Below are 20453 nucleotides of genomic sequence, written 5' to 3' on the forward strand. Positions count from 1 at the left end.
TTACTTATTAATTCCAACCACGACAATTTGCATCCGGTTCATATCCAAATGCCGCTGAAAGGCTGCGCGTATTTGATTGAGGGTGACTGCCTCAACCTGTTTGGTCCAGGTTTCCATGGTGTCAAGGGGCAAGTCGTTCCAGGTAATGCCTGATAAGTTATCGAGTAGTTTTCGATTGCTATCCAGTCGCAATGGATAGCCATTCACTAGATTGGATTTAGCAGCGAGTAACTCATCTTCGCTTGGGCCATCTGCAATAAATTGGCTAATTGTTTTTTGCATTACTTCCAAACCTAAAATAGCTTGGTCTTTTTTGGTTTGCATCCCTGCCTCAAAGAAACCCGCATCCTTCCCGGGCGCAAAATAGCTATTAATGCTGTAGGCAAGGCCGCGCTTTTCTCGAACCTCAGCCATTAAACGGGATACAAATCCGCCACCCCCCAAAACGTAATTTCCAACCAGCAGTGGGAAAAAATCTGGATTGTTGCGCGTAATGGCCGTCATGCCCATGGCAATATGGGCTTGCTGTGTATCAAACGGAATCCGTACTTCGCGCTGACTCAATGGTCCTTGCGGGGTTTGCTGCATCACGGGCAGCGGGGCAATGGCGGGACCCGATTGTGGCAGACCAGCCAATAGAGCCCGCACGATGGCGTTAGCCTGCGTGCGGTCCAGATCGCCAACGATATTGACGCTAATGCGATCGCCACGATACAAACCAGTATGAAAGTTTCGCAAATCAGTCGTAGTGATTGCAGCCACTGTTTTTGGTGTCGAAAAGTAGGCCAGTGGATATTTTCCGTAAACGGCTTTACGCAAGTTTTGCTGCAAAATCGTTTCTGGCTTGGTTTGGGCTTCGAGTAGCGCAGTAATCAGACGTTGCTTTTCACGATCAAGCACTTTGCTGTCATAACTTGGTTTTGCCAAAATCAAAGAGGCTAACTGCACAACCTGCTCACGCAAATCAGTACGGCTTAAGCTGCGTATCCTCAATACCGTACGCTCACTGCTTGCGGCTACGCTAATACTGGCGCCAAGGTCGGCGATCTGATCGGCAATTTGCGCTTCATTCAAGCTCGACTTGCCGCTGCCCGTGCCTAAGGTCAATAGTTGTGCCGTTAAAGCAGCGACGCCGTTTTTATTGTCAGGGTCATACCGACTACCGGCATCAATCGAGACTTCCACATCAATGATGGGCAATGACTTGGTCTGAATAAAATATGCTTTAGCTCCCTTAACGGTATCCAGGGTTTCAATCGGCAGAATCGCCTTTGCACTTCCAGCAAATACCAATAACCCGAGTGCGATCGATTGCAGTATTGCCGCTTGCACGCCCTTGCTTAAACCCATATAGCCCTTCATTTAGTCGCTCCCCTTACCTGTGGCTCCAAGGTCGCAATCGTCAGCGTATCGTCAATCAAGTACTTCTTAGCGACTGCTTGTACCTGCTCTGGTGTAACCGCTTGCAGTCGATCCAGAATGGGATCAAGCTGCTTCCATGAGACGCCTGCAATTTCAGCGCTACCAATTTCCATGGCTTGACCAAAAATAGAATCGCGTTTGTAAATTTTGTCAGCCAAGATGCGCACCTGAATGCGCTTTAACTCGGCTGCAGTAATGCCCTTTGATTTGAGCTCGGATAAAACCGACCGGATACCGCTTTCCAGTTGCGCTACTGTCTTGCCTTTGGCCACCGTACCCAGAATAAAAAATAGCTGGGGACCACGGGCAACCATGTCATAGCTTGCATCAATCGTATTGGCTACTCGGTCTTGTTTTACTAAAGCGCGATTGAGTCTAGCATTGTCGTAGCCGTCCAAGACTGCCGCCAATAAAGCGAGTGCGTACGGCTCGTACTCTTCTATTTTTGCAGGATCAATGTGCGGCACCTTCCAGGCCATCGCCAATTGGGGTGTATCCGCCGGAGCTTTGACAATAACTTGCTTAGTACCGCGCTGGGCTGGTTCGATTTGCGGCTTACGTATCGGTAGTTCGCGCGTACTCAATTTGCCGTACGTTGCTTCAGCGATAGCCCGAACCTTTTCTGGGTCGACATCCCCGGCAATCACAACCGTGGCGTTGTTTGGCGCATACCAATCGCGATACCACTGGCGCGCATCATTGGGCACCATGTTTTCTAAATCATTCATCCAGCCAATAATGGGGTGACGGTAAGGCGTTGCTTTAAATGCCGTTGCCATGAGGTTTTCATAGAGCAAGCCCGATGCTTTATCTTCGGTACGAAGCCTACGCTCCTCCATAACCACCTGAATTTCTTTTGCAAATTCGGCATCGTCAAAATTGAGGTTATTCATCCGGTCCGCTTCAAGACGCATGACTTCGGCCAACTTGCTCCGCTCAATTTGCTGAAAATAAGCTGTGTAATCCATCGAGGTGAAGGCATTCTCGCGACCACCCATTGCCGCAACCCGCTTTGAAAAATCACCTGATTTAACGGTTTTAGTCCCCTTAAACATCATGTGTTCCAGTACATGGGCTACTCCCGTACGACCATTGGTTTCATCCATTGAGCCAGCTTTGTACCAAACCATATGCGCTACTGTTGGGGCACGATTATCTTCGCGAACAATTAACTTCAGGCCATTGGCCAGCCGGTATTCGTGGGTCTGCGCTGAATCGGGCTTCAATTGGGCCTGCGCCAGCTGAAATCCAGCCAAGGCCAGTTGGCACAGCAACACGAAAACGCCATTGCGTAAATGGGAAGATTGCATGGACAAGACCGCCATCATGTTAGATTTAGTTGATAAGATGCACTTATAGAACATATATGCCCTTAATTGGATTGTATCGACAATGTTTGGATTACGTAAAACCCTAGGGTCCCTGTTTAAATCAAGCCGCACGGATGAGGCATGGTTTGACACACTGGAAGAATCACTGATTCAAAGTGATGTTGGCTTACCCACTACGGAGCGGCTGATGGAGACCCTGCGTGCCGCCGCGAAGTCAGAAAAAGCTGCTTCCCCAGAAGCCCTGCAAGCACTCCTAATTGATGCCGTTAGCGCCCTACTCTCGACTCTTGAGGCCAATCCCAATCCCCTATTTATGCAATCGGCGCATCGACCCGAGGTATGGCTCGTGGTTGGCGTAAATGGCGCCGGCAAAACGACGACAATCGGCAAGCTCTGCCACCACTTTCAGTCGCAAGAACGTGCCGTTCTATTGGCGGCAGGCGATACCTTTCGAGCGGCAGCGCGCAATCAACTGAAAGAGTGGGCGGTGCGTAATGGTGTAGACCTGGTTAGTCAGGAAACCGGTGATGCTGCTGCTGTGGCACATGACGCCATCCACGCTGCCATTGCGCGAAAAAGTGATGTCTTAATTATTGATACGGCTGGCCGCCTAGCCACTCAAGATAACTTGATGGAAGAGCTTAAAAAGGTCAAGCGCGTGATTAGCAAGGCCTTGCCAGGAGCGCCCCATCAAATCCTCTTAGTCCTGGATGGCAATACTGGTCAAAACGGCATTAGTCAGGTAAAGGCTTTCCATGCCGCCCTAGGCCTCACAGGATTAATTGTTACGAAGCTGGATGGCACGGCCAAAGGCGGGGTGATTTGTGCCTTGGCGCAGACCTTCCAGGGGGAGGCTAAGCCCCTCATCTTTGCGCTGGGCAAAGGAGAGGGTATTCAGGACCTGGTGCCCTTCAATGCAAAGCAGTATTCGACCGAATTATTCAACTAAATCAGTAAGTTATAAAATTATAAGCAAATTAGCACTCTCCTAAATAGAGTGCTAAAATGAACGTATTCTTACTACTGATAATCACAAGTTAACAATGGTCCAAAAGAACATATTGAAGTCTCCTATAGCTACCGCGCCATTTTCGTATCAAGGAAGTATGAGCGCTAGCCTCAGCACATCCATGCTGCCCTCACTCGGGGTTGGCACACTGGATTCCTATATTGCGTATGTCAATCGTTTACCGATGCTCAGCGCTGCTGAAGAATTACACCTAGCACAAGAGTTTCGACGCACTGAAAGCGTTGATGCTGCGAAGGGTTTAGTGCTCTCCCACTTGCGCCTCGTCGTTTCGGTTGCGCGCCAATACTTGGGCTATGGCATTCCGCATGCCGACCTGATCCAAGAAGGCAATCTTGGTCTGATGAAGGCGGTCAAGCGCTACGACCCAACGCAAGGTGCGCGTCTGGTTTCCTATGCGATCCATTGGATCAAAGCAGAGATTCATGAATACATTTTAAAAAATTGGCGTCTGGTTAAACTAGCCACAACCAAAGCGCAGCGCAAATTATTTTTCAATCTGCGTAGTAACAAGCCCACACTGAATGCACTCAGCTCATCCGAAGTAGAGGCCTTAGCTAAAGCCTTGGATGTAAAAGGTGCAGAGGTCCGCGAGATGGAAATGCGCTTAGCCGGCGGTGATGTTGCTTTAGAAGGCGATGACTCGGACGAGGATGCTTATGCGCCGATTCAGTGGTTGGCTGACGAGAGCCAAGAGCCAACTCGCGTGATGGCAGCAAACGATGCAAGCCGTTTGCATGGCCCCCTTCTAGACGAAGCCTTAAGTGGGTTGGACGATCGCAGCCGTGACATTGTGCAATCGCGCTGGCTTTCCATGGATGCCGAGGGCAATGGCACCAAAACATTGCATGAGTTGGCAGCAGAGTACGGCATATCCGCAGAACGGGTACGCCAAATCGAAACAGCCGCTCTGAAAAAAATGCGCGGCCTGCTCGAAGCATCGGCAGCCTAAACTAATTCTGTTTTTATTGCAGAATATTCTTCAAGTCATGCGCTAAGACCTCGGGTCCTTGCGCATGCTTGATGTACAGCCGCAACTGACCGTTCTGATCAAACACGTAACTTCCTGCACTATGGTCCATCGTGTAAGAGCCCGGCTTTGATCCGGGTACTTTTTTGTAATAAATTCGAAAGTCCTTCGCCACCTTTTCAAGTCCTGCCTCATCTGCGGGACGAAGGCCCACGAAGCGTGGATTAAATGCGGGTACGTACTGCGCCAACACACTTGCCGTATCGCGCTCAGGATCGACCGTAATAAAAATGACCTGCACCTTATCGGCTTTGGGGCCAAGTAGTTTTAGCGCCTCATCCATCTCCGTTAAAGTGGTGGGGCACACATCGGGGCACTGTGTAAAACCAAAAAATACTACAACTACTTTGCCTTTGTAATCAGCCATGGTTTTTGTATTGCCATTGCTATCGAGCAAACTAAAGTTATTACCAAACGCAGTGCTGCCGGTGATATCGACGTTCTTAAAGTTTGGCTTTGGACTGCACCCAAGTATGCCGGCAATCAGCAGTACTAATAAGCCCAGTCCCAATATCCTGATTGGGGCAACATTCAAAAAAGAGCGTACATTCAAACTAAACATAATGGTCTATCAGCAAAACAGCAAAGAGCAGAGATAAGTAGGTAATCGAATAACGAAAGGTCTTCTTGGCTAGTTGATCGCTATACGACATATACAAGGCAATTGCATAGGCCAAGAAGATCAGACCCAAAATAACTGCACCGATCAAATAGAGCAAACCGCTCATGCCATAAATGTAGGGCAATAAGGTGGCCGCAATCAAAATCAAGGTATAGAGCAAGATATTCAATAAGGTAAAGCGCTCGCCGTGTGTTACCGGCAGCATCGGGAGCCCAGACTTTTCATAATCCTCACGGCGATACAAGGCAAGCGCCCAAAAGTGAGGGGGAGTCCAAGCAAAAATAATCAGTACCAACAACCATGCCTCAGCGGATAGCGAGTTTGTTACCGCAACCCAACCCAAGGCTGGTGGCATTGCCCCAGAGAGACCGCCAATCACAATGTTTTGCGGCGTCGCTGGCTTTAAGAGCCAGGTGTAAATCACGGCATACCCAACAAAGGTGGCGAAAGTTAGCCACATCGTTAACGGGTTCGTGAAATACCACAGCACCACCATGCCAATGCCGCCGATGATGATCGAAAAAACAATGATGTGCGATGATGAAATTTCACCGGTGGCCGATGGCCGCCACGCAGTTCGACGCATCTTGGCATCGACCGCTTGCTCAATTAAACAATTAACTGCAAACGCAGCGCTAGCCAGCATCCAAATGCCAATCGTTCCGCCAATGAGTATTGAGAGCGGCACCATCCCTGGAGTAGCCAAGAACATGCCGATGATGGCGCAAAAAACAGCCAGCATCGTGACCCGCGGCTTTGTTAAGACCACGTATTGACGCCATTTCGGCATCGGCCTCACTGCAGATCCAACAGCATTAGGTTGAGTACTCATGCGATTCGCCCAGGGCTTACTAAATTCTCTGTCCATGAAGCCCATGCCGACATCCGGACCAGGCACAAAACAAGGGCAGCTGCGCCTGCGGTGTGCAATAAGGCAGCCACCAGCGGCCACTGAAAGACAACATTGGATATACCGGTCAGCACTTGCAATACCAGCAAGGTAACAACCGCAATAGCCCAGCGACGTAATACTGCTTGAGTGTGTCCAGCACTACGCCATGCATCCCAAGCAAAATAGCCCAATACAACCATGACCGCTATGGCAAAAACCCGGTGCGTCCAATGGATTGTCTGCAGTGCGATGGTTGAAATCGCTCCGCCCTGTGCATCGAGCCCGAGCTCACGCCACAGGGTGAATGCATTGGCCCAATCCGTCTCAGGCCTAAAGCTGCCCATGCAGGTCGGAAAATCAGGGCATGCCAACACCGCATAATTCGTGCTAACCCAGGCACCTAAAAATACTTGCCAGAACAAAATCCCAAAACTAATAGCAAGCAGCTTGCCAGATAGCAGGGGTTTATCAGCACGGGCAGCGCTCTCCTGCCAAGGCTGCTGTGCATACCAGGTGAGGAGGGCCAATAAAATTAAAGCGAGCATTAAATGAATCGATACGATGATGGGTTGTAATTTTAGCGTCACCGTCAATGCACCAAAAGCGCCTTGCAAGCAAACCAATACCAGCAAACCGAGGCTACCGACGACGGCTTTTGTGCCCAATTCTTTTGCTTTGGCAACTGCAAGACCGACTTGCAACACAATTAATGCGCCGACGGTCATTGCTAAATAGCGGTGCAGCATTTCAATCCAGGCCTTGACTTCGGTCACAGGGCCATCCGGCATAGCCGCCTCTGCCAAACGAATCTGCTCCATTGCACGAAACGGATTGGAGGTGCCATAACACCCTGGCCAATCTGGACAGCCCAGGCCAGAGTCGCTTAAGCGTGTAAAGGCACCGAATACGATTAAATCAAATGTGAGAAAGACAATAGTCCAATTGAGTCGCTGAAATAGATTGAGACTTGGGCGTGAGAATAGATACGCCAGCGGTATGCCCGCAAACACGATTGCGATTGCGGCTAACTCCAGAAAGAGGACTGCGCTATCGCTCATTGAATCTTTTCACCCGCCTGGTTTACTTTGAGCAACTTCTCTAGATCCTTGCGCATTCCAGCAAATTCTTTCGGATCGGCGGTGACCGCAAATTGCATCATCTTTTCCCCAAACGGATTGAGGAGCTGAATGTCATTGCCGCCTTGTCTCGCATTGAGCCAATTGATCCACTGTGCTTTTTCTGCGGCAGCGGTAGGTGCATTCACAATAAAAAATCCAGCCGTCTGCTCATCGTATGCCCGCCTGACTTGCGGATCGACTGGCATGCCGTCGGTGACAACCCAAACCAATTGCGTACGTGGGCTTTGCTTACCGAGTGCAACGCGTACCTGACGCATTAAAAAAAGGGCTTGCAAACATGCTTCATTTTGGCTGACGCACTCAGCGGCAGGACGCGCAACGAGCAGCGTCCACTTTCCCTCTAGGGGCAGATTAAACCAGGCTGATTGCGCCTGCTCTGGAGGCGTAACCAAGCGACCGTAATTGGTTTTGCCGCCTTCTGGCTTTAAAACATAAAACGTAAAGTAGGAGGCAATCACCGGTAGCGCGCATGCAAACAAGAGCAGCAGCATTTGAATGCGGCCACGGCGCGTTTGTGCGTTTGGTATCGGCGCCTCGTGTTGCGCCGCCGGTATCAACAGCTCTTTATCTTCCACTATCGTTCTACCTTTTTGTTGTTTGGCGAATTCGCAGCAAGCCATGAATCAGCCAAAATAAGAAGGCACTCAGCGCGAGTGCAAACCACTGGAATGCATAAGCATAATGGCGTTCGACGCCGCTTGCTGCTGCGGTCCAATTACGCATTAAGCCATCGTTTTCGGCATCACCAATTTGCTTCAAAACAAAGGGGATTTGTTGCCACCGGTGGCGCTCCGCCTCCTTGGTCAGGTCCAGATTTTGCTGTATCCGCACGGGGCTATTGCCGCCCGCTCCGCCATCACCAAGCTCAAAAACCCGGTCGGGCTGGGCAATGCCAACTCCTTCGATACGCAACGCACCACTGGGGGTATTGATCGGCGGAAGCGCTAAGCGGTCTTCTCGATTACGAGGCCCCCAGCCGCGCTGAACCCAAATCACAGTGTTCTCCATGCCGGCTAGCCGAAACGGCATCAGCACATAGAATCCGGACTGCCCTGAGCCTGCTTTGGTTGCTGGCGCACCCGGCTGTGGGCGGTTATCCAACCAAATCGCCTGATCGACTAAAAACGCACCTTCTACAACTAGGCGGCGATTATCAGCCTCGGCTAAAGTCCATTGGGGTTTTGTATTTAGATCCAGCGGTGGCAGCGCAATCTGGGATGCGAGTTTTTCTGCTTTCTCAATCTTTCCAGCAGCTCGGCTCATCTGCCAAAGGCCTGCGCCAATTCCGATCGACATCACCACGACCATAGCGATGGTCGGAATGATGCGATTGCGGAGCAAGCTAGAAAGAATATTCAATGGTAGGATTCGATTATGAAATGGATCATGCCTGCTGCCCTTTTACTGATTATTGCGAGCCTTGGCTCAGCTTTGTATTACATGATGAAAGACAAAGGCAATAGCTCTCGGATGGTTCACTCACTCATGCTACGCATCGGCTTGTCCATTGCTCTTTTCTTGGGCATTTGGCTTGCTTATTCCTTAGGCTATATCCAGCCCACCGGAATCAAAATCGGCCAATAAACTTGGCCGATTTCGTCTTCGATTGAACTTGCCATTGCTGGCTAGCTCATCCCGTGCTTACATCCAGTAGATAACAACGTAGAGTCCAAGCCAAACGACGTCAACAAAGTGCCAATACCAGGACGCACCTTCAAAGGCAAAGTGGTTATCTGCGGTAAAGTCGCCACGGATGGCTCTGCGCAAGACTACGGCCAACATCAATGCGCCTAAGAAGACGTGAAATCCATGGAATCCAGTCAACATAAAGAAGGTTGAACCGTAAACGCCGGATGTTAGTTTTAGATTTAAGTCACGGTAGGCATGAATGTACTCGTACACCTGGAAGCCCAAGAAGATCGCGCCCAAAAATACAGTTGCTGCGAGGCCCCATACAGCATGCTTTTGGTTGTTCTCACGAATGGCGTGGTGCGCCCATGTCACCGTTACGCCCGAGCTCAACAAAAGCAAGGTATTAATGGTTGGAATTGGCCATGGACCCATGGTTGAAAATTGCTCTACTAGTCCTGCAGGGCCATCGTTTGGCCATACCGCTGTAAAGGTAGGCCAGAGTAATTTACTTTCAATATCGCCAAGCCAAGGCATGGAGATGCTACGCGCATAAAACAATGCGGAGAAGAAGGCCGCAAAAAACATGATCTCCGAGAAAATAAACCAGCTCATCGACCAGCGATAGGACACATCCACGTTAATGCTATTTTGACCTGAGTTGGACTCCGAGATGGCATCACCAAACCACTTGTATAGGACGAACAGGACATACACCACGCTGGCAATCGTTAGCGGGGCGCCCCATGAATAGCCGTTCACCAAGCCAGTCATGCCGCTTCCAAAACCCAACAGGCCAATGCTAGCCATCACGGGGTGTCTGGATAAGCCAGGAACGAAATAGTATGGGGTTGAATTAGACGACATTGTGCTCTCTCTATTTACTCAAAATTAGTATTAACTTAATACAACCATTTTTACAATCAACAACAAGGCAGCCATAAAAACAACTGCCCCCAAAATCCCAGCAAGGATGATGTGGACAAAACTCAAGCTGGCTGCATCATCCCGTAAACCCGACTGCTTACGTACTCCTAAAAATCCCCACATCACCGCCTTCATCGACTGCAGAAAACTGCTTTGCTTTTTCATAAGGCCGTCTTCACTGCATGTGGCGTGCTTGATCCGGCTGGCTTTATGCCTACGCCGAGCTCAAAAAAAGTATAAGACAAGGTAATTGTTTTCACGTCTTTTGGTAAATTGGGATCAATCACAAAAACCACCGGCATATCGCGCATCTGGTGGGGATTGAGGGTTTGCTGCTGAAAACAAAAACACTCTAACTTTGTAAAGAATTCGGTAGCGGCTTTAGGGGCATAGCTTGGGATCGCCTGCGCATCAACGGATCGATTCAGGTTATTCGATACCTTGTAAACAATCTCTGCCATTTCACCCGGATGTACTTCGAGGTAATTCTTGACCGGCTTAAATGAAAATGGCCCACGGCTATTAGAGTCAAACTCAATCGTGACGGTACGCGAATAGTCAACTTGGGTATTTTCTAGTTTGGTTGCCCCATGCGCACGCACACCATAATTATTTTTATTGGTCACGACGTTGATGCCAGTGACTTCACAGAGTGCTTTATAGAGCGGTACTAAGGCGTAGCCAAAACCAAACATCAATATAGAAGCGAGCAATAGCTTCAACAAAATTTGGCGATTGATGGTTTTGATGTTAGCCATGATTTTTGGGCGTTAACCTAACATCACCCGTTTCATCACAATGCCCATAAAGAAAACAAAGGCAACGCTAAGCATAATCAGACCCAAGCGGCGGTTACGCGCTGCCTGAGCTGATTTGTACATGTCCTTAGTTTCCTGGGTCACAGTGTGAATTAGCTAACCCGAGGAGGCGTTTCAAAAGTATGGTGCGGTGCTGGCGAAGGTACAGTCCACTCCAGACCCTTAGCGCCATCCCATGGGCTATCGGATGCCTTAATGCCATGACCACGATAGGCGGGCATCACTACAAACAAGAGGAAATACACCTGCATTAATCCAAATCCGAGTCCGCCAATCGATGCAATCATGTTGAAGTCAGCAAACTGCGTTGGGTAATCGGCATACCGGCGTGGCATACCTGCAAGGCCCAAGAAGTGCATTGGGAAGAAGGTGAGGTTGAAGAAAATCATCGATCCCCAGAAATGCACTTTGCCGCGGAACTCGTCAGCCATGTAGCCGGTCCATTTTGGACACCAGTAATAGAAACCAGCAAACATAGCAAAGAGGGAGCCAGCAACCAAGACGTAATGGAAGTGGGCAACAACGTAGTAGGTATCTTGTACGCCGATATCAATTGGGGCAATTGCCAAAATCAAGCCTGTGAACCCACCCATCGTAAATACGAAGATGAAACCAACTGACCACAACATCGGAGTCTCGAATGTCATCGAGCCTTTCCACATGGTTGCAACCCAGTTGAAGATTTTGACGCCGGTAGGAACCGCAATCAGCATGGTTGCATACATGAAGAACAACTGGCCGGTTACTGGCATACCAGTAGCGAACATGTGGTGAGCCCATACGATGAACGACAGAATGGCAATCGACGCAGTAGCGTAGACCATCGAGCTGTAACCGAACAAGGTCTTTCTAGAGAACGCAGGAATCACTTCACTAATAATTCCGAACGCTGGAAGAATCATGATGTAAACCTCTGGGTGACCAAAGAACCAGAAAATATGCTGGTACATCACAGGGTCACCACCGCCAACAGCGGAGAAGAAAGAGGTGCCAAAGTGGCGATCGGTTAGAACCATCGTAATCGCGCCCGCCAATACCGGCATTACTGCGATTAACAAGTAAGCTGTGATCAACCATGTCCATGCAAACATAGGCATCTTCATTAGTGTCATGCCAGGTGCACGCATGTTCAAGATGGTCACGATGATGTTAATCGAGCCCATGATGGAAGAAGCGCCGAGCAAGTGAAGGGCGAAAATCGCCATGTCCATGCCGGGACCCATCTGCAAGGTCAGCGGGGCATACATTGTCCAACCACCGGATGGTGCTCCGCCTGGCGCTAGGAATGAACCAAACAACAAGATCGCTGCGACGGGCAAAATCCAAAAACTAAAGTTATTCATCCGCGCAAAGGCCATGTCAGATGCACCAATCTGCAACGGGATCATCCAGTTTGCAAAACCAACAAAGGCCGGCATGATCGCACCGAACACCATCACCAGGCCATGCATCGTTGTTAACTGATTAAAGAACTCGGGGCGCAGGTATTGCAAGCCAGGCTGAAACAACTCCAAGCGAATACCAAGGGCCATAACACCACCAGCCAGCAAACTGACAAAGGAAAAGATGAGGTACATCGTTCCAATGTCTTTGTGATTGGTTGCAAACAACCACCGACGCCATCCATGTGGCATGTCATGCGCATGGTCATGCGCGTGATCGTGTGCTGAATCGTGGGTAGTAGAGACTGTGCTCATGAGTTGCTCCGAGATGGTTTTTTAATTAAGTTGTTATTTAGTCCGTGCTGCCATGAGGTCAGGTGTTTGATAAACATCACCTGTTTTATTGCCCCACGCATTCCGTGTATAGGTAATCACTGCTGCAATGTCGCCGTCTGAAATCACGCCGCCCCATTTCGGCATAGCGCCTTTACCGTTCAGCATGATCTGGAAGTTGGCCTCTTTAGGTCCTAAGACAACCTTGCTGCCATCCAAAGCAGGGAATGAACCAGCGCCCTTACCGTTTGGTTGATGGCATGCTGCGCAGTTGGCTGCATATACTTTTGCGCCCCGATCCATTTGCTCAGCCAAGGTATAGACCTTGCTTGGATCATCTGCCAATGCGGCCATTTCTTTTTTCTTGGCCTCTACCCATTTGGTGTAATCCTCATCGGATACAACGCGTACAACGATTGGCATAAAGGCATGTTGGGCGCCGCAGAGCTCTGAGCATTGGCCACGATAGGTGCCAATCTGCTCTGCCTTGAACCAGGTGTCGCGCACAAATCCAGGAATCGCATCTTGCTTAACGCCAAATGCAGGTACCGCCCACGCATGAATAACGTCGTTGGCTGTGGTAATCATGCGAATCTTTTTATTGACTGGCACGACCATTTCGTTATCAACTTCCATCAAATACGTGTTTGATTTGGGTGCTAGGTTATTAATGGACTCACGTGATGTCGATAGGGTGGATAAAAAGCTGATGCCTTCGCCCTCACCCTTGATGTAGTCGTATCCCCATTTCCACTGATAGCCAGTAGTCTTAATAGTGATGTCTGCATTGGTCGTGTCTTTCATAGCCACCACGGTTTTGGTCGCTGGCAACGCCATACCAATAACGATCAAGAGAGGTATGACTGTCCAGATTACTTCTACTGTGGTGCTTTCATGAAAGGAGGCTGACTTAGCGCCCTTCGATTTGCGGTGTTTGAAAATGGAATAGAACATCACCCCGAACACACCTATGAAAATCACCGTACAAATAACAAGCATCATCCAATGCAGCCAATGGATTTCGGCCATGATTTTGGTTGCTGCAGCGGGGAAATTGAGTTGATTTACTGCGGGTCCGCCTGGCATATCTTGATTCGCAAATACCGTTCCGGTACTAATTGAGGCAAGGGTTAAGAGCAGTGCTCTCACGGCTTTTCCAAGTAAATTCATCTTTATCTCTATTAATAATCGTAATTTTTTAAATGCATCACCACGCATAAATAAGGCAAAAGCAAGCTGGCTTTACATATTGATGCGTAATTATAGGGTTTCTTATCTTAATCAACAATCCAATTGCGCGCTTAGAGGAAATCAATGGTGGCATTAGTTAATACTAAAGTAAGTACTCACTCTTATTATAGATCTCACCCATTCTTACGTTTAATTTGATCGGGTGAAATAAAGGCTAAGGTGTCCTTTGCTTCTGACAGGTGTTTACCCACCACCCAAGCATGCCCATACACCACCTCAAGCGTCATTTTTTGCGGTAATTTAGCGGTTTTGTCTGCGGCAATTGCCTGCGCCTGCTGCGCTGAGAGAAGCCCAAGAGCATGGGCATCCTGAAGATAAAGCGCATCGGATTCGTATTCCAGATAGAGGTATTCCATGTCCATTACCGGATCGGAGAATCGGCTTTCCACCAGCGCATCCCCCAAATCGTGCATATCCCATGCTCCAGGCAGAGCTGCCAATGAAGATCCATCCATGGCATCGCATCGCATTGCACGCAACTCCTTACCGGTATCGGGGCCAAGGTAACTGAAGGAAAATAGGCCACCCTCGCGCAAGACCCGCCACGCCTCCTGAACGACCCATTTAGGCTGATCCAACGAATGGATCCATAAATTACTAAACACCATGTCTTGTGATTGACCCGCAAGAGCAAGCTTGCCCTCACGCATGGTTGGAAAGCGCGATAGGCCGTTGGTAATAAAGCCGCAGGTTCGAGCTAACTTCATTTTTGTTATATCAGCCCAACTGAGACCCAACTCCGGAATGCTTGAGAGCGCCGCTTTTGGAAATCGTTTGGCCAAGCGATTTGCGTGTACTCCAGGCGCGTCCGGAATGATCAATAGTGAGCGCGGCTGATGTTTGAGCAGCTCGAGTTTTTGCATCATGCGCAAGGCAATATCGTCTTTAAGCCATCTTAATGATCGGGTCATGTGCTCAGTATACTCAGCGCCCCATGCATTTTTTACACACCCTCTTTACGCATTTATTACCCACCGCATGCATCGTGTGCACCCGTCATCAAACGGAAATGTTGTGCCATGCTTGCTTCGCGTTTTTAGAAAACCAATCGCTCTTTCATTACCCCTGCTGCATCCGCTGCGGGGTTGATCTTGATGATTACAACACTGAAGAAGGCCAATGCAAAGCCTGCCTATTGCATGCTCCGGCATTTGATCGAACGCATTGCCTTGATCGCTACGATGGCGTCTTGCAGAATGCAATGCATCAGCTCAAATACCAACGGCGACTGGCCATTGCCGATGCCCTTGCCTTTGCCTGGAACCGTTTGGCACTACCGCACCTGAATACCTCGGAAGCAGCAGTGTTATTACCTGTGCCGCTCAGCACACAAAAACTCAATCACCGTGGCTTCAACCAATCTTGGGAAATAGCCAGGCGCATTCGATTACCACCTTCATTTCAGCTGATTGCCAATGCCTTGCATCGACACCACTCGGACGCAAATCAAGTGGAGCACAATCGCCTCGATCGACAGACTGCATTACGTCATGCGTTTTACATTCATCCAGAGGCGATCCAGAAAATACACAATAAATCGATCGTCGTATTTGACGATGTCATGACCACCGGCTCAACCTTGCAGGAGATCGCTACCCTGCTGAAGGATAATGGGGCACGTTCCGTGGTGAATTGGGTTGTATTGCGCACCTTAAGGCCCCAAACACGGATTCATTCTAAGGATCTAAGCGATGTTTAATGTTGTTTTGTTCGAGCCTGAAATTCCGCCCAACACGGGCAATATCATTCGCTTGTGCGCCAACACTGGGGCAACGTTACATCTGATCGAGCCCTTGGGCTTTCCGCTGGAAGATACCAAATTGCGCAGGGCTGGCCTTGACTATCATGAATTCGCCAACCTCCTGGTCTATAAAAACTGGGCTGACTTTTTAGACAAAACCAAGCCCGATCCAAAGCACTTATTTGCACTCACCACCAAAGGTAAGGCTAGCTTTGCTGAGGCGCGCTTTACTGCAAACGACTATTTTGTTTTTGGTTCCGAAACCAAAGGGATCAGTGATGAAGTACGCAATGCCATCCCCGAGCAAAACCGAGTACGACTACCCATGCAGGAAAATAGTCGTAGCCTCAATTTATCGAACAGCGTCGCTATCTTGGTATATGAGGCCTGGCGACAAAATGGCTTTGCGGGCGGGGCCTAAAAACCGAATTCAATGTTCTGGTTTTGGCTCGCGGCCCATTAATTTTTGCACTGCCTGCTGCGCCGTAATTTGACCGGAAAGAACGTCGCACATATTGCTGGTAATCGGCATATCCACATTGAGGCGCTTTGCTAAATCAGCAACTGCAGCTGCACACAAAACACCCTCCGCGACATGACCTAAATTACTCAACACGTTTTGTAGCGATTGTCCCGCAGCCAGCAATAGTCCAACGCGACGATTGCGCGATAAATCACCCGTTGCGGTCAAAATCAGATCTCCTACACCCGTCAAGCCCATGCAGGTCTCAGGCTTTCCGCCAGCAGCTTTTACCAGCCGCATCATTTCTGCAAGGCCGCGAGTTAATACTGCAGCGCGTGCATTAAGACCCAAGCCAAGACCATCACCGATACCAGCTGCAATTGCCATAATGTTTTTTACGGCGCCGCCAAGCTCTACGCCAATCAAATCATCGCTGGCATAAATGCGCATATTGCCATGATGAAAAGCGGCCTGAACTGCTTGACACAATGCGGTTGATTTGCTGGCTACGGTTAAAGCACATGGCAGGCCACGCGCAACCTCATTGGCAAAGCTAGGGCCTGAAACAACACCCACCGCATGGGCAATGCCACGACTGTATTTGGCTAACTCCCGCTCAACCACTTGATGTGGCAGAAGCGCCGTAATCGGCTCTAAGCCTTTACACAGCCACACGATATTCAAGGGGTGCGCTGCTTGCTGCAAAACGCAAGCAATCGTTTCAGATAAGCCGGACATTGGCGTCGCAATCACAAGCAAATCACTTGGGCGCAAGAGCGCTAAAGTACGCTTTAAATCAGAGTCCACCTGCAACGCAGTTGGCAAAGCAATATCAGGAAGGTAACGCTGATTCTGATGCTCCGCCTGCATTACTTTTGCTTGCTCAGCACTGCGGGCCCAAAGCCTGACTGAGCCTGGTGGCAAATGCTGTGCCGCTTGGGCGGCCATGGCAGTGCCCCATGCGCCGGCCCCGAGTAGTGTCACATTCATAGTGAGTGACTTGCCCTGGGTTTAGTTGGGCAAAATAATTTTGCTTTCCTGAGCTGCTTCCTTGCCATCGCTTCCAACAGAGCCTTGAGCTTGCAATAAGCGCTGCTGATATAGGCTGTGGAAATTAATTTCATTCAGGTGAATCGGCTGAAAGCCAGCGCGACTCACAATGTCGGCCACATTGGAACGCAAATAGGGGAACAAAATGGTGGGGCAAGTTACGCCGAGCATGGGATCAACCTGTTCCGGTGGAATAAGAACAAAGTGAAAAATACCAGCTTGCTTTGCTTCAACCAAAAACAGAACCTTGCCATCGACGCGTGCAGTCAAGGTTGCAATCAAGGCCACCTCAAAAATACCTTCAGCCAATGGGTCAACGGCGATATCAATTTCCATCTGAATCTGCGGCTCTTCTTGCACCAGCAAAATAGCAGGGGCATTAGGCTGCTCAAGCGATAGATCCTTCAGGTAAATCCGTTGAATATTGAAGCTCGGTTCTACTGCTTCGCCGGCTCCGTCTTTTGGGGATGCTGTTTGCTCGCTCATACAGAACTTTCTCGTTAAAAAATTAGATTGGGTCAGCTAATAAAGCATCCAACTTACCTGCGCGATCAAGCGCAGCCAAGTCGTCATAGCCGCCAACGTGATGATCACCAATGTAAATTTGTGGCACGGTACGGCGTCCAGTTCGGGCCATCATGGTCTCACGCTGCGCGGGCTCGAGGTCAATCAGAATTTTTTCTAATTGCGCCACTCCTTTTTTTTGCAATAGCTTTTCAGCCATTACGCAGTAAGGGCAAACGCGGGTGCTGTACATGAGAACGGAGGGCATCACTTAGCCTTTAGCCAATGGTAGTCCAGCCGTAGTCCACGCCTGCATGCCGCCATCGAGGTTTTTCACCTCTGCAAATCCAGCCGACTGCAGCGCTTTAATCGGGCCACGTGAGGCCACATTGCTTTGGCAAACCACAATCACGGGTAACTTACGATCCAGTTTGAGCTTATCGATACCAGAGGCAATTTGATCCTCTGCAATGCGCTTTGCATTGGGCAAGTGCCCAGCCTGAAAATCAGCTTCTGGGCGAACATCTACAATTTGCGCCTTTTTCCGATTGATCCACGTGGTGGCTTCGGTTGGCGAAAGTCCGCCCCCCATAATTAGCGTTGATAATGTAGGCAGAAATAGCGCTACGCCTGTAACCAATACGAGCGCAATAAGCGCCATATTTTCGATTTGCATTAAAAAGTTCATCCTTAGATTATAGAATGGCTCTATGAAACAACTTGTCCTTATCCGCCATGGTGAATCTGCCTGGAACCTTGAAAACCGCTTCACTGGCTGGGCCGATGTCGATTTAACCCAAAAAGGCATCGATCAGGCCATCGCAGCAGGCAAAAGCCTGAAAAAAGCGGGCTATGAGTTTGATATTGCATATACCTCCGTTTTGCGCCGCGCCATCCGTACGCTTTGGTACATTCAAGATGAAATGAACTTGATGTGGATTCCAGTGGTGCACAGTTGGCGCCTAAATGAGCGGCATTACGGCGCCCTGACTGGCCTCAATAAGGCCGAAACCGCAGCTAAATACGGCGATGAGCAGGTGCATATTTGGCGTCGCTCCTTTGACATTCGCCCTCCCTTACTAGACCTGAACGATGAGCGCAACAGCCACGGCGATCGCCGCTATACCAAGCTAGAGCAGGGTGATATTCCCTTGGGTGAGTGCCTGAAAGATACGATTGATCGGGTTATGCCCCTGTGGAACGAATCGATCGCACCTGCACTCAAGCTGGGCAAACGGGTTGTTTTGGTTGCCCACGGCAATAGCATCCGCTCGCTGATTAAATTCTTGGATGGAACCTCTGAAACCGACATCATGGAGGTCAATGTGCCCAACGGCAAACCCCTCGTCTATGAATTGGATGATGATTTGAAGCCGAAACAGCATTTTTACCTAGACTAGAGCAAAATAGGCGACATACTTAATCCAGTACCAAAAACACCCTATCGCCCACATGCGCCATTTATTTAAAAGCCTTGCTCTTGTTTCTGTTGGTCTGATCGCCGGCGTTGCCGCGACCATCCAGTTTTCTGCCACAGCGCAACAAGGCACCACAACGCTACCGCTCGATGAGCTACGCACACTATCCAATGTGTTTTCTCAAATCAAGCGAGAGTACGTTGAACCAATCGAAGACAAGCAATTACTGACCGATGCCGTAAAAGGCATGGTGAGCAGTTTGGATCCGCATTCTTCGTATTTGGATAAAAAAGATTTCTCAGAAATGCAAGAGCAGACTGCGGGTAAGTTTGCTGGGCTTGGTATTGAAATTACCTCCGAAGATGGTTTGGTAAAAGTGCTCAATCCAATTGAGGACAGTCCTGCAGCGCGTGCTGGACTTCAAGCGGGTGACTTAATCACGCGCCTGGACGACAAGCCCGTTCGTGGCATGTCATTGGATAAAGCAGTGCGCACCATGCGCGGCAAACCAGGAACAAAAATTACGCTGACCATTTTTAGAAAAAGTGAAGAGCGCAGTTTTCCAGTGACGATCACCCGCGCTGAAATCAAAGTGCAGTCGATCAAAACCAAAATTGTCGATCAAGATATTGCATGGGTGCGCATTACCAGCTTTCAAGAACGGACTGTTCCCGATTTAGCAAAGAAGCTCAGTGAAATTGCCGAGAAAAATCCCAATTTAAAAGGCGTTATCTTGGATTTAAGGAACAACGGTGGCGGCTTACTACAAGGGGCTGTTGGGGTTGCGGCAGCCTTCCTGCCAGCTAATTCTGTAATTGTTTCAACCAAGGGTCAGGCGCCTGATTCCACCCAAATTTTCAATGCGACGCCTTCGATGTATCGCCTCAGCGAAGCAGGCGATCCTTTGGCATCGGTTCCTCCATTATTTAAGAAGGTCCCGATGGTCGTTCTGGTTAATGCCTTCTCCGCTTCTGCATCTGAGATCGTCGCTGGAGCGCTCCAAGATTACAAGCGGGCCACCATTATTGGTAAGACTACCTTTGGCAAAGGCTCAGTGCAAACCGTTCGCCCACTCTCGAATGACTCTGCGCTGAAGATCACAACTGCCTATTACTACACGCCAAAGGGGCGATCGATTCAAGCCTTTGGCATTAAGCCCGATATCGCAGTAGATCAAAACAAAGAGGGTGACCCGGATGACGTTTTAATTACGCGCGAAATTGATAGTGAGAAACACCTGCGCAATAAACAATCCTCGGAAGAAAAATTAATCTTGGATCGCCAAAAACGCCGTATCGAAGAATTGCAGCGCATTGAAGAAAAGAATGCCAACAAGACTCCAGAAGAGCGTGAAAAAGACAAGTCCAAAAAACCCGTTGAGTTGGGCGGTCCGGATGACTTCATGCTGCAGCAAGCCGTTGCCTTCATCGATGGCAAAGAAGTACAGCGCTCGGCTTCCAAGCTCGAATAAGCT

The 20453-nt window shown here is 49.3% G+C and carries 25 protein-coding genes; 7 read left to right on the forward strand and 18 right to left on the reverse strand.

The features are described from left to right. On the reverse strand, window positions 1-1362 hold the full coding sequence (locus AOC34_RS09395; RefSeq protein ID WP_234408096.1) for a M16 family metallopeptidase: 1362 nt from the start codon (window positions 1360-1362) through the stop codon (window positions 1-3). After that, window positions 1359-2732, reverse strand: coding sequence for a M16 family metallopeptidase (locus tag AOC34_RS09400; RefSeq protein WP_108470156.1), 1374 nt, complete (start codon window positions 2730-2732; stop codon window positions 1359-1361). The genes AOC34_RS09395 and AOC34_RS09400 overlap by 4 nt, the downstream gene beginning before the upstream one ends. A gap of 82 nt (window positions 2733-2814) precedes the next feature. On the opposite strand from AOC34_RS09400, the gene ftsY reads away from it, so the two are divergent. After that, window positions 2815-3702 (forward strand): signal recognition particle-docking protein FtsY, encoded by an 888-nt coding sequence (gene ftsY / locus AOC34_RS09405; protein ID WP_108469809.1) that lies wholly within the window; start codon window positions 2815-2817, stop codon window positions 3700-3702. Window positions 3703-3859: 157 nt separating this feature from the next. After that, window positions 3860-4732 carry an RNA polymerase sigma factor RpoH gene (gene rpoH, locus AOC34_RS09410; protein ID WP_108469810.1) on the forward strand — a complete coding sequence of 291 codons (873 nt, stop codon included), beginning with the start codon at window positions 3860-3862 and terminating at the stop codon, window positions 4730-4732. Between the two features lie 13 nt (window positions 4733-4745). On the opposite strand, the gene AOC34_RS09415 is transcribed toward rpoH, so the two are convergent. Genes AOC34_RS09415 through AOC34_RS09435 form a run of 5 tightly spaced genes read right to left on the reverse strand, consistent with a single transcriptional unit; the run spans window position 4746 to window position 8822 of the window. Next, window positions 4746-5372 carry an SCO family protein gene (locus AOC34_RS09415; RefSeq protein WP_108469811.1) on the reverse strand — a complete coding sequence of 209 codons (627 nt, stop codon included), beginning with the start codon at window positions 5370-5372 and terminating at the stop codon, window positions 4746-4748. Then, on the reverse strand, window positions 5365-6264 hold the full coding sequence (gene cyoE, locus AOC34_RS09420; protein ID WP_108469812.1) for a heme o synthase: 900 nt from the start codon (window positions 6262-6264) through the stop codon (window positions 5365-5367). Before cyoE ends, AOC34_RS09415 begins: the two co-directional genes overlap by 8 nt. Then, window positions 6261-7382: a COX15/CtaA family protein gene (locus tag AOC34_RS09425; RefSeq protein ID WP_108469813.1), complete on the reverse strand. Its 1122-nt coding sequence runs from the start codon at window positions 7380-7382 to the stop codon at window positions 6261-6263. The genes cyoE and AOC34_RS09425 overlap by 4 nt, the downstream gene beginning before the upstream one ends. After that, window positions 7379-8038 carry a hypothetical protein gene (locus AOC34_RS09430; protein ID WP_108469814.1) on the reverse strand — a complete coding sequence of 220 codons (660 nt, stop codon included), beginning with the start codon at window positions 8036-8038 and terminating at the stop codon, window positions 7379-7381. Before AOC34_RS09430 ends, AOC34_RS09425 begins: the two co-directional genes overlap by 4 nt. A 7-nt stretch (window positions 8039-8045) precedes the next feature. Next, window positions 8046-8822 (reverse strand): SURF1 family protein, encoded by a 777-nt coding sequence (locus AOC34_RS09435; RefSeq protein WP_234408097.1) that lies wholly within the window; start codon window positions 8820-8822, stop codon window positions 8046-8048. Between the two features lie 15 nt (window positions 8823-8837). Here AOC34_RS09435 and AOC34_RS09440 point away from each other — a divergent pair, with 15 nt between their 5' ends. Beyond that, entirely contained in the window at window positions 8838-9047 is a 210-nt protein-coding gene (locus tag AOC34_RS09440; protein WP_108469815.1) for a twin transmembrane helix small protein, read from the forward strand. Window positions 9048-9104: 57 nt separating this feature from the next. Here AOC34_RS09440 and AOC34_RS09445 read toward each other — a convergent pair whose 3' ends face one another. From AOC34_RS09445 to AOC34_RS09470, 7 genes are all read right to left on the reverse strand, one after another. Continuing rightward, window positions 9105-9959 (reverse strand): cytochrome c oxidase subunit 3, encoded by an 855-nt coding sequence (locus AOC34_RS09445; protein ID WP_108469816.1) that lies wholly within the window; start codon window positions 9957-9959, stop codon window positions 9105-9107. Between the two features lie 30 nt (window positions 9960-9989). Next, window positions 9990-10184, reverse strand: coding sequence for a DUF2970 domain-containing protein (locus AOC34_RS09450; protein WP_108469817.1), 195 nt, complete (start codon window positions 10182-10184; stop codon window positions 9990-9992). Beyond that, the gene (locus AOC34_RS09455; RefSeq protein WP_108469818.1) at window positions 10181-10777 is read right to left on the reverse strand and encodes a cytochrome c oxidase assembly protein; all 597 of its coding nucleotides are present in this window, start codon (window positions 10775-10777) and stop codon (window positions 10181-10183) included. Before AOC34_RS09455 ends, AOC34_RS09450 begins: the two co-directional genes overlap by 4 nt. A 12-nt stretch (window positions 10778-10789) precedes the next feature. Further along, on the reverse strand, window positions 10790-10900 hold the full coding sequence (locus tag AOC34_RS10360) for a cytochrome oxidase small assembly protein (RefSeq protein ID WP_234408098.1): 111 nt from the start codon (window positions 10898-10900) through the stop codon (window positions 10790-10792). Window positions 10901-10929: 29 nt separating this feature from the next. After that, on the reverse strand, window positions 10930-12534 hold the full coding sequence (ctaD, locus tag AOC34_RS09460; RefSeq protein WP_108469819.1) for a cytochrome c oxidase subunit I: 1605 nt from the start codon (window positions 12532-12534) through the stop codon (window positions 10930-10932). A 33-nt stretch (window positions 12535-12567) separates the two neighbouring features. Next, window positions 12568-13722 carry a cytochrome c oxidase subunit II gene (coxB, locus tag AOC34_RS09465; RefSeq protein WP_108470158.1) on the reverse strand — a complete coding sequence of 385 codons (1155 nt, stop codon included), beginning with the start codon at window positions 13720-13722 and terminating at the stop codon, window positions 12568-12570. A gap of 194 nt (window positions 13723-13916) precedes the next feature. Next, complete coding sequence (locus AOC34_RS09470) at window positions 13917-14714, reverse strand: class I SAM-dependent methyltransferase (protein ID WP_234408099.1); 798 nt, start codon at window positions 14712-14714, stop codon at window positions 13917-13919. A 23-nt stretch (window positions 14715-14737) separates the two neighbouring features. On the opposite strand from AOC34_RS09470, the gene AOC34_RS09475 reads away from it, so the two are divergent. Together AOC34_RS09475 and trmL are read left to right on the forward strand one after the other, a co-directional pair. Next, window positions 14738-15502 (forward strand): ComF family protein, encoded by a 765-nt coding sequence (locus AOC34_RS09475; protein ID WP_108469820.1) that lies wholly within the window; start codon window positions 14738-14740, stop codon window positions 15500-15502. After that, a complete protein-coding gene (gene trmL / locus AOC34_RS09480) occupies window positions 15495-15965 on the forward strand; it encodes a tRNA (uridine(34)/cytosine(34)/5-carboxymethylaminomethyluridine(34)-2'-O)-methyltransferase TrmL (protein ID WP_108469821.1) in 471 nt (156 codons plus the stop codon). Before AOC34_RS09475 ends, trmL begins: the two co-directional genes overlap by 8 nt. Window positions 15966-15974: 9 nt before the next feature. Here the strand turns inward: trmL and AOC34_RS09485 are convergent, their stop codons facing one another. The 4 genes from AOC34_RS09485 to AOC34_RS09500 are packed head-to-tail and all read right to left on the reverse strand — an operon-like array spanning window position 15975 to window position 18237. Beyond that, window positions 15975-16997 carry an NAD(P)H-dependent glycerol-3-phosphate dehydrogenase gene (locus tag AOC34_RS09485; RefSeq protein ID WP_108469822.1) on the reverse strand — a complete coding sequence of 341 codons (1023 nt, stop codon included), beginning with the start codon at window positions 16995-16997 and terminating at the stop codon, window positions 15975-15977. A gap of 21 nt (window positions 16998-17018) precedes the next feature. Then, window positions 17019-17543, reverse strand: coding sequence for a protein-export chaperone SecB (gene secB, locus AOC34_RS09490; RefSeq protein ID WP_108469823.1), 525 nt, complete (start codon window positions 17541-17543; stop codon window positions 17019-17021). A gap of 22 nt (window positions 17544-17565) precedes the next feature. Continuing rightward, the gene (gene grxC, locus AOC34_RS09495) at window positions 17566-17829 is read right to left on the reverse strand and encodes a glutaredoxin 3 (RefSeq protein WP_108469824.1); all 264 of its coding nucleotides are present in this window, start codon (window positions 17827-17829) and stop codon (window positions 17566-17568) included. A 3-nt stretch (window positions 17830-17832) separates the two neighbouring features. After that, window positions 17833-18237 (reverse strand): rhodanese-like domain-containing protein, encoded by a 405-nt coding sequence (locus AOC34_RS09500; protein ID WP_234408100.1) that lies wholly within the window; start codon window positions 18235-18237, stop codon window positions 17833-17835. 34 nt (window positions 18238-18271) lie between these two features. Here AOC34_RS09500 and gpmA point away from each other — a divergent pair, with 34 nt between their 5' ends. Together gpmA and AOC34_RS09510 are read left to right on the forward strand one after the other, a co-directional pair. Next, the gene (gpmA, locus tag AOC34_RS09505; RefSeq protein WP_108469826.1) at window positions 18272-18961 is read left to right on the forward strand and encodes a 2,3-diphosphoglycerate-dependent phosphoglycerate mutase; all 690 of its coding nucleotides are present in this window, start codon (window positions 18272-18274) and stop codon (window positions 18959-18961) included. Window positions 18962-19013: 52 nt separating this feature from the next. Next, a complete protein-coding gene (locus tag AOC34_RS09510) occupies window positions 19014-20450 on the forward strand; it encodes a S41 family peptidase (RefSeq protein WP_108469827.1) in 1437 nt (478 codons plus the stop codon). The last annotated feature ends 3 nt before the right edge of the window (window positions 20451-20453 follow it).

Origin of the sequence: Polynucleobacter difficilis (assembly GCF_003065365.1) — a bacterium.
GTDB lineage: Bacteria > Pseudomonadota > Gammaproteobacteria > Burkholderiales > Burkholderiaceae > Polynucleobacter > Polynucleobacter difficilis.